This is a genomic window from Verrucomicrobiia bacterium, from assembly GCA_035574275.1.
In the GTDB taxonomy this organism is placed as follows: domain Bacteria; phylum Zixibacteria; class MSB-5A5; order DSPP01; family DSPP01; genus DSPP01.
Genome location: DATLYY010000051.1, coordinates 1 through 8,287 on the forward strand (window position 1 = coordinate 1; position 8,287 = coordinate 8,287).

Consider the following 8,287-nt stretch of genomic DNA (forward strand, 5'->3'; position numbering starts at 1 on the left):
CGCCCCTACATGTAAGGCAGAGATTAGAAACTGGAAATTAGAGATTCGTCCGCACCGCGCCACCCAGATTCTTCGCTGCGCTCAGAATGACAAGATGGGCGGGGTGACCCTGCCCCTACAAAGACAAGAACGGGCAGGCACAAGACCTGCCCCTACGAAAACAAAGACAGATGCGGGCAGGCGCAAGACCTGCCCCTACAATTCTTGCGCAGGGTTGCAGAGCCGATATGCTGCCGGTTGCAACTTTCGCAATTTGCAATGGGGAGCATTTTCCCCACCTCCTCCCTATCCTCTTTGCCAAGTCAATGTCAAAACGCTTCTTGCGACTATGGGGGGAAGGCCACAGCCAAACTTGAATTTGCACCCGCAACGGAACAGGGCTTGCGAAAATAAGGGCAGGTATGCAGGCAGGAACTAAAAACGAGGAGGGAATGGAGATGAATACTTGTAAAACTTGTCAAACGGAATCGAGGAGAACCCTAAATGCGCTTCAAAACGAAGGCGGCTTCGCCCTTATCACTGTTCTGGGCATCCTTCTTTTGGTAACACTTTTGGCGCTTGGCAGCTTCGGCACCTCGGACACGGACCGGGCCATCGCATCCAACAATGCCCACAATAATCAGGCCTTTTACGCCGCCGAGGCCGGAATCAACCGGGCTTTTGGCATGCTTTACGACAGCACCTGGCGGGCGGGATTTGATAACGCCTCCCTTGGAAACGCCCGTTATTCCGTCCAAGTAATCGACAGCTTCTTTCAGCCGGGCCTTAAAGACAGTCTTATTCTTAGGGCTATCGGCACCGCTGACGGCAGCCAGTCGGTTATCGAGGTCCTTATGGCCAAGAAACGCAGCCAGGTCTTTCGCCGTGCGGTGTATGGCGACTCCGCCGTCGATATCGTTGGAAACGCGCTGGTGGATGCGTACAACTCCGACTCCGGCGCTTACACACCGGGCGGAATGGGGGGCAACGTCGGCAGCGACGGGTTGATTCGCGTCGGGGGCGATGCCACCATTTACGGGGACGTGTCCACAGCCGACACCATAATCACCAACGGAAGCATGACCATTTACGGCACGGCGGATAACTCGGCCTCCACGGTCAACCTTGAACCAATCACCCAGGCCGACTTGGACTTTGCCAAATGGAACAGCGATGTTTCAACCGAGATGACCTTGTCCGGAGGGGCGACCTACAATTCCGGGACCTATGCCCTTGCCGCCAGCGGGAGCACGGCCAAAATCACCCTGGAGAGCGGTATCTACTATTTTTCAAGCATTTCATTGACCTCGGGAGCCAAACTGGTAATTCCGGAAGACGATAAAGTGGTGATTTTCATGACCGGTTCCCTGAACGCCGCCGGCGGCACAATTGCCAACACTTCGGCCAAACCGGCCAATCTGCAGATTTACTCCACCGGATTGACGGTTGACATTACCGGCAGCGCCACCATCTACGCCGCCATTTATGCGCCCAACGCGGAAATTAAGGTAAGCGGCAGCGGCGTGGTGTATGGCTCCCTCGTTGGAAAATCGGTTAAGGACGCCGGCAATGGAACTGTACATTTTGACCGTGCTTTGCTTAAACTGGAAAGCCCTCTCAAAGCCAAGTACAAAGCTGTCGCCTGGCAAGTTTTGTAAACTCATCACAGCAGAACAGCAACAAGAGCTCCTGCGTGAGCGGGAGCTCCAAGCAAAGAGGCCGGAACCTCCTCCCGGCCTCTTTTTTATTGCACTTCTTGTACAAGAAAATTACAGGAACCGGATGGACCTGCGAAGCGGGACGGCTCTTTTCTTGGCCGCCATCCGCCGTTTCGTTTTGCGCCCGTTCCGTTTGTGGCGGATCGATTTCTTCGCTTTTCCAAGCTCCTTCTTAAGAAGACTCTCCAGGCGTTTCTGCTGCTTCGATTTGAAATTGACGAAGGCGATGGAGAAAACCTCCTCCACCATTTCCACAAACTCGAACTTCAAGGCCCGGCGCACGGAGGCGGGGACGTCCTCCAAATCCTTCTGGTTTTGCTTGGGGAGCACGACGGTTTTGATGCCGACCCGGTGGGCGGCGGAAACCTTTTCCTTAATCCCCCCCACCGGCAGGACTTTACCCCTTAAACTGACCTCTCCGGTCATCGCCACGTCGTTTTTTATCGGCTGGTTGGCCAAGACCGAGGCAATAACCAACGAGACGGTGATACCGGCGGAAGGGCCGTCTTTTGGGACGGCGCCGGAGGGAAAATGAATATGGATATCATGGTTGGTGAATTCCTCGAAGGGGATTCCGAGCATATCCGCCTTGGAGCGGACGTAGCTGTGGGCGGCCTGAATCGACTCCTTCATCACCTCCCCCAAGGAACCGGTGGAGATGACGCTTCCCGCCCCCTTCATTTTGAGCGCCTCGATTAACATTATATCCCCGCCCGCCGCCGTCCAGGCCAGGCCGGTGGCGACCCCCACTTCCGGCGTCTGCTCGGCCACATCCGGCAAAAACATGGGGGGGCCCAGAAACTCCTCCACGTTTGCTTCCGTGATTTCGAGATGGTTTTCCCCGGAAAGCCGCCGGCGGGCGCACTTGTGGCAGAGAATTTCGAGTTGCTTTACCAACTGCCCCAGCCCGGCCTCGGAAGTGTAGTTTCGAATGATTTTCTCCAAGGCCCCCGCCGTGACTATCAAATCCGAACCGGACAGGCCGTGCTCGGCGAGCTTGCGGGGGACCAGAAAGTTGCGGGCAATCTCTATTTTTTCCTCTTCCACGTATCCGGGAAATTCAATCAAGTCGAGCGCCTCCGTCAGCAGTTCGGAGACGTTTTCCGGCACGTCGGCGGTGGTCAAAAACAAAACCTTGGACAAATCGAAAGGGACGCCCAGATACCGGTCGGTGAAATGCCGGTTTGATTCCCCGTCCAGAACCTCCAAGAGCGCCCGGGCGATATCCCCGTGGGCCTGCCCGAGCTTGTCGACATCCTCCAGCAAAATCACCGGGTTGCAAACCCCCGATTCCGAAATGCTCTGGATGATTTTTCCCGGCTGGGCCCCCAAGGACTGCCGGCGCTCGCCGATGATTTCGGAGGCCTGCTCCACGCCGCCCAAGGAAACACGCACGAATTTGCGCCCCAAACCCCGGGCAATCGCCTCGCCGAAAGAGGTTTTTCCCGTCCCGGAGGGGCCGCCAAAACAGAGCACTTCCGAACGGGCGTCCCTTTTCAGCCGGTGAACGGCAAGATATTCCAGGACTTTTTCCTTCTGTTTCTGCAAAGCGTAAAAACCGGAATTCAACTCCCGCTCCACATCCTCGATGTTGCCGGTCTCCGGGCAGCTTTCCGACCAGGGCAGAAATAAAACCCATTCAATGTAGGCCCGCGTGGCGCCGTACTCCGCGGAGGCGGTGGAAAGCATCCGCAGCCGGTCCACTTCAAAAAGAAGCTGGGCCTGGATGTTTTTCGGCAGAAGAGATTTCTGGATGGTTTTCCGCAGGCGCTGGGCCTCCCGTTCCTGCAAATCCTCCTCCCCCAATTGACGCTTGATTTCCCGCAGCTGCTCCCGCAGGTAAAAATCCTTTTGCGCTTTTTCCAGATTGATTCCGACTTTCTGGACGACTTCCGCCTGCGCCTCCAGCCGCTCGATCTCCTCCTCCACGTAGCGCAAAAGCTTCTCCAGCCGTTCCCGGATGGAAACCGTCTCCAGAATCGCAAGCTTGTTTTTAATGCTGATGTGCAGAATCGTCGCGGCGACATCCGCCAACCGGCCGGGGTTTTGGGCGTTCAGGTTGAAGATGTGCAGATATTCCGCCGGGTAACGCCGGTCCAGCTCCAACAGGCGCCCGGTCCGGTCCAGGACTTTTTCCACCAGCGCCTGCAGCTGGGAGGGCTGCCCGTCCGGTTCAAAAACAGCCGAGACACGGGCCACAAAGAAGGGTTCTTCCTGAATCATTTCGTTCAGGTTGACCCGTGTCAGCCCTTCGAGGGTGATTTGCAGGCTGCCGGAAATCGGCTCGGAAATGCGCAAAACCCGCGCCGCAACTCCGATTGTGGAAATATCCCGGCTGGTGATTTCCTCCAGATTTTCCGCCGAGGTGCCGGCCAAAACGACAATCCCCCCTTCTCCCGTCTGGCGGAACAGTTTTATGTTTTTTTCGAACCCCACCTGCAGGGTGGAAACCCCGTGCGGAAAAACCGCCGTGGACAGAAGGGGCAGAACCGGCAGTTCCGGCGGAAGCATGGCCGCCATTTGCACTTCGGGGGAGGTCATCTATTCGCTCTCATACTGTATTATCGAATGAAAATCGTATTTGCTGAACTTCTCCCGCCCTTTCAGGAAGGAAAGCTCTATTAAAACGGCGATGCCGGCGACCGTGCCCCCCAGCTTTTCCACCAGCCCGCAGGTGGCCACCAAGGTCCCGCCGGTGGCGATCAAATCATCCACGATGAGCACCCGCTCCCCCGCCCGGACGGCATCCTTGTGCATTTCCAGCGTGGCATAGCCGTACTCGAGCGTGTAATCCTTTTTGACCGTCTCAAACGGCAGCTTTCCCAACTTCCGCACCGGAATGAAACCGGCTTCCATCCGGTCCGCCAGGGCTCCGCCGAAGATGAACCCCCGGCTTTCGATGGCCGCAATCATGTCGATTCTTTTGTCCCGGTAGCGTTCCGCCAGCCGTTCCACGGCATAGTTGAATGCCGCTTTGTCCTGCAAAAGGGTCGAGATATCGCGAAAGACGATTCCTTTTTTGGGAAAATCCGGAATGTTCCTGATTTTGCCTTTTAAATCCAAGTCCTCCTCCTTGAGATGGAATAGGTTGTTTGCACTGCAAACAAAATACGCCAAACGGAATCAATATTCAATGCCAAAGCCTTTGTACCGGCCGGAGGGTTTTGTCCATTCCGCCGTCACGCCGGAAACGTCCGCGGCCGCCGGCCCCACCCGCAAAAGCTTTATGAATTCCTCCAAAAGACCCCTCTCCCCTTCCGCGTAGGCCTCCACGTTTCCATCCGGCAGATTTTTGGCATATCCGGACAATCCGAGCCGCCGCGCGTGCCCGACAGCGTAGTAGCGATAACCAACCCCCTGCACCAATCCGCTTATAATCGCCCTAACGGCCGCTTCCGCCATGGCATCCCCTACCTCTTATACAATTCCTCAAGGTTTCAAAGAATTTATCCGATTCATCGCCTTCTCCACCGCCTCCTTGGCCGTTTGAGCTTTAATGATATCGGGAGAAATTTCCCAGCTTCTCAAACTGATAACCGGACGACCGATTTTCAGCGCAAGGGCGATTTCCGAAAGCGTCCCGTATTCCCCCGGAAGGGCTATTACGGCCTGTGCGGTCTGGACGATGAGGATATTCCGGCCGTCGCCGAGGTCGGTTACAATGGGAATATCGACAAACGGATTGGCTTCCTTGCGGGAAAAACCGGGCAGAATGCCGATTACCGTTCCACCCGCCTCTTTTGCCCCCTGCGAGGCCGCTTCCATCACGCCGCCCAGCCCGCCGGTCACGAGCATGGCCCCCGCTTCGGCAATGCAACGCCCCACCTCGCGGGCGGTTTGGTAAACCTCCGCGGAGACGGTCGAGCCCCCCACCACGGCGAGTATCGGTTTCAAAATAAAATCGGGGCGACTGGATTTGAACCAGCGACTCCTTGGTCCCGAACCAAGTGCTCTACCAGGCTGAGCCACGCCCCGATTTCTTCAAATATACCGGCACACAAAGAAGTGTCAACCAAAAAGCCAGCGTATTTAGTCGTTTAGTTCCGAATCGAGGGTCTATGGACTGCAGTATTGCCAGATAATTTCATCTAAAAACACGGCATTGATTAACCCGATTGCATCATAATAATCTGTAATACCATTTCCATTAATATCACAGCTTGGCAAACCAGCAGGTGGCGGGCTATTGGCATAGAAACACATAAGCTCTAAAACTACATCTGCGGCACTCAATAATTTGTCGCCGTTTAGATCTCCATCTATAATTGGACTTTCTCCCACTGTGAACTCGCACGACTGAACCGTTGGCCCTCCATTGCCTGGCGGACTCACGGATATGACTGAAACAATGGTAAAATTTCCAGGAGTTAGAAAAGACCTAATGGTGGTTTTAAATTCATAAGTGCGGGTCATGTCATAACAGATACATATGGGTGGGCAGGAATAATAGGCAGTTGAAAATATATTTATAATGCTATCATTAACCACGGTGGAATCAAAAACTAGGCCATACCAACAGGTGCTTCCAAACGTTGCCTCCACCCTCACTGAAAGGCTTTCCCCAATGGCCGGTTTTGCAGGTGAATGTTCAATTGTATACGGATAGAACTGCGCAACTATATCGGGTGTTAAGGAGAGGAAAAGAACGCCTGTAATTAGAAGAAAAAACGTGTTCCGATTAAACAAACGCTTCACCCCATTAGCATTTCACGCCTCCTTTCTTCATTCATAAATGATAAGAAAATTGCAGACCCTGTCAATAATAAAAATTCTCATTTCACGCCCGGAGAAATCGGCGGAATCATGGTTTGATTGGGCGGTTTGCCGTTGTGCCAATGTTTATGATTGGGATCCCAGTACTGATTTTTAACCGGATCGTACTCGTACGGCTTGTGGGAGGTTGTTTCTGCTGCAACCGGCTTAACCGTGCTCAAAATATTTTGGCTATCGGCCGACGGGGGTTTTCCATTATGCCAGTGGTTATGCCCCGGGTCCCAGTATTGATTGGTGGCCGGGTTGTATTCGTAGGGCTTTGGCGCATTGACCGGCGATTGGCCGGTTGCCGGATTTGCTGTTGGAATAATCGGCTGCTGCGTGCTTGCGCCGGTCGTCCCTGCAGGAGTGAGCGGGGGCGGGCCGTCATGCCAATGCTTGTGCTCCGGATCCCAGTATTTGTTGGTCGTCGGATTGTACTCGTACGGTTTCGGGGTAAGCGTGGAACCGCCCCGCTGGGTGTAGTAAAAAACGCCGAAAACGAGCACAATTCCAAGGCCGACCAACAACACTTTGTTCTGCCAAAACGGCTTTTTCAACGCTTCCTGTTTGTGCCTGGAGGCCATGCATCAAATATAACACCAAAAACTTTAAAAGCTTTTCAAATCTCGGCTTTTGCGGCGGAACGGCGGTATTCCTGCAACTCTTCCAAATCCAGTTCAGCCGTCAAGAAAAACTCTTTGTTTTCGTCCGGAAACGGCACCCGCTTCACGATTCCCCATGGTGCGGCTACGAGGGTGCGCCCCTGCAGCCGGCCGCCCAAAAGTGAGCCGGTGGCACAACACTTGGCCACATAGGCCAAAGTCGTCTTTGCCCCTGCCAAAAAGTAATCGGAATCCCGCTTCTCCTTGGCTTCGATGCTGTCATCGGCCCGATAGGGCGAGGTCGTGGGAACAAAGACAACATCCGGCCGCTGCCCGGCCAGCATCTTATATGACTCCGGAAACAGAACATCGGCGCAAATCAAAAGGCCGACCCGAACGCCTCCGATTTCAAACACCTCGTAGCGATTGCCGGTGGAAATCCCCTTGCCTGCTTCCCGGCGGTAGAGGTTGACTTTGCGATACTTTCCAATAAACCGCCCGCGGTCGAAAATGTTGCAAACGTTGTAAAATTTACCCCTCTCCTCCTCTACCATACTTCCCCCTATCAAAACCGTCTCCAGCCGAACCGACAGCTGCGCCAAGATTTCGAGATTCCTGTTTAAATCCTTGGCCGTATCCAACTGGGAGCGGGCATCCAGCGGGATAAAACAGTATTCCGGCAGGCAGACAAAATCGAAGCCTCTGCCGATGGCCTTTTCGATTTTATCCAGATCAAAAACGCCGTCCGACTGCTTTTGGTAGAGCGCCAGGCGGATTTTCATTCTCTTTTCCACTTCGGTTTCCGCAGGTCCGTTAGATAAACCGTCCCTTTCCCCCGCTCGTCTTCGAGGGTGAACAAAAGCTGCGTCCCTTCCAGATTGGGAGCCAAATCAACGATTTTACCGTGCTCGATTCGTCCGATTTCCTCGAATTTGCGGGTAATCGTATTGATACGGGCCACCACCTGCCACTGTCTTTCCTTGTACACGGTGAAAAGATACCGCCGGTCGCCGGAAAGGACAAAGTTGAAATCCGGGTTGACCGGGCATATTTTTTGGGCCTTGCCGCGGAGCACGTCCAATTCCCAAATTTCCCCCTTATGTTCCACCGATACGGCGCCGGAACTGTAAAGCAGCCGCCGCTCCTCTTTGTGCCCTTCCTCCAAATAGTTTTTGGTCTTCACCGCCTTGGTCAAGAAACGGCGGTCGTCCAGCCAGACCACTTGCGGCGGGG

General features: G+C 54.4%; 9 protein-coding genes and 1 tRNA gene. 1 reads left to right on the top strand and 9 read right to left on the bottom strand.

Going from position 1 to position 8,287, the window contains the following annotated elements; translation table 11 throughout:
* The first annotated feature begins 437 nt into the window (after positions 1-437).
* A complete protein-coding gene (locus VNL73_07480) occupies positions 438-1,637 on the top strand; it encodes a PilX N-terminal domain-containing pilus assembly protein (protein ID HXF49250.1) in 1,200 nt (399 codons plus the stop codon).
* Between the two features lie 111 nt (positions 1,638-1,748).
* Here the strand turns inward: VNL73_07480 and lon are convergent, their stop codons facing one another.
* From lon to VNL73_07525, 9 genes are all read right to left on the bottom strand, one after another.
* Positions 1,749-4,217, bottom strand: coding sequence for an endopeptidase La (lon, locus tag VNL73_07485; GenBank protein ID HXF49251.1), 2,469 nt, complete (start codon positions 4,215-4,217; stop codon positions 1,749-1,751).
* Positions 4,218-4,238: 21 nt separating this feature from the next.
* Positions 4,239-4,760, bottom strand: coding sequence for an adenine phosphoribosyltransferase (locus VNL73_07490; protein HXF49252.1), 522 nt, complete (start codon positions 4,758-4,760; stop codon positions 4,239-4,241).
* 60 nt (positions 4,761-4,820) lie between these two features.
* On the bottom strand, positions 4,821-5,099 hold the full coding sequence (locus tag VNL73_07495; GenBank protein HXF49253.1) for an acylphosphatase: 279 nt from the start codon (positions 5,097-5,099) through the stop codon (positions 4,821-4,823).
* Positions 5,100-5,126: 27 nt separating this feature from the next.
* Complete coding sequence (locus VNL73_07500) at positions 5,127-5,591, bottom strand: TIGR00725 family protein (GenBank protein HXF49254.1); 465 nt, start codon at positions 5,589-5,591, stop codon at positions 5,127-5,129.
* A gap of 7 nt (positions 5,592-5,598) precedes the next feature.
* Positions 5,599-5,672: transfer RNA gene (locus VNL73_07505), tRNA-Pro, on the bottom strand.
* An 81-nt stretch (positions 5,673-5,753) separates the two neighbouring features.
* Complete coding sequence (locus VNL73_07510; GenBank protein HXF49255.1) at positions 5,754-6,392, bottom strand: hypothetical protein; 639 nt, start codon at positions 6,390-6,392, stop codon at positions 5,754-5,756.
* Between the two features lie 77 nt (positions 6,393-6,469).
* Positions 6,470-7,009: a hypothetical protein gene (locus tag VNL73_07515; GenBank protein ID HXF49256.1), complete on the bottom strand. Its 540-nt coding sequence runs from the start codon at positions 7,007-7,009 to the stop codon at positions 6,470-6,472.
* Positions 7,010-7,071: 62 nt separating this feature from the next.
* Complete coding sequence (locus tag VNL73_07520) at positions 7,072-7,836, bottom strand: carbon-nitrogen hydrolase family protein (GenBank protein HXF49257.1); 765 nt, start codon at positions 7,834-7,836, stop codon at positions 7,072-7,074.
* The coding region (locus tag VNL73_07525; GenBank protein HXF49258.1) for a hypothetical protein at positions 7,833-8,287 on the bottom strand (455 nt) is incomplete at its 5' end. The genes VNL73_07520 and VNL73_07525, both read right to left, overlap by 4 nt.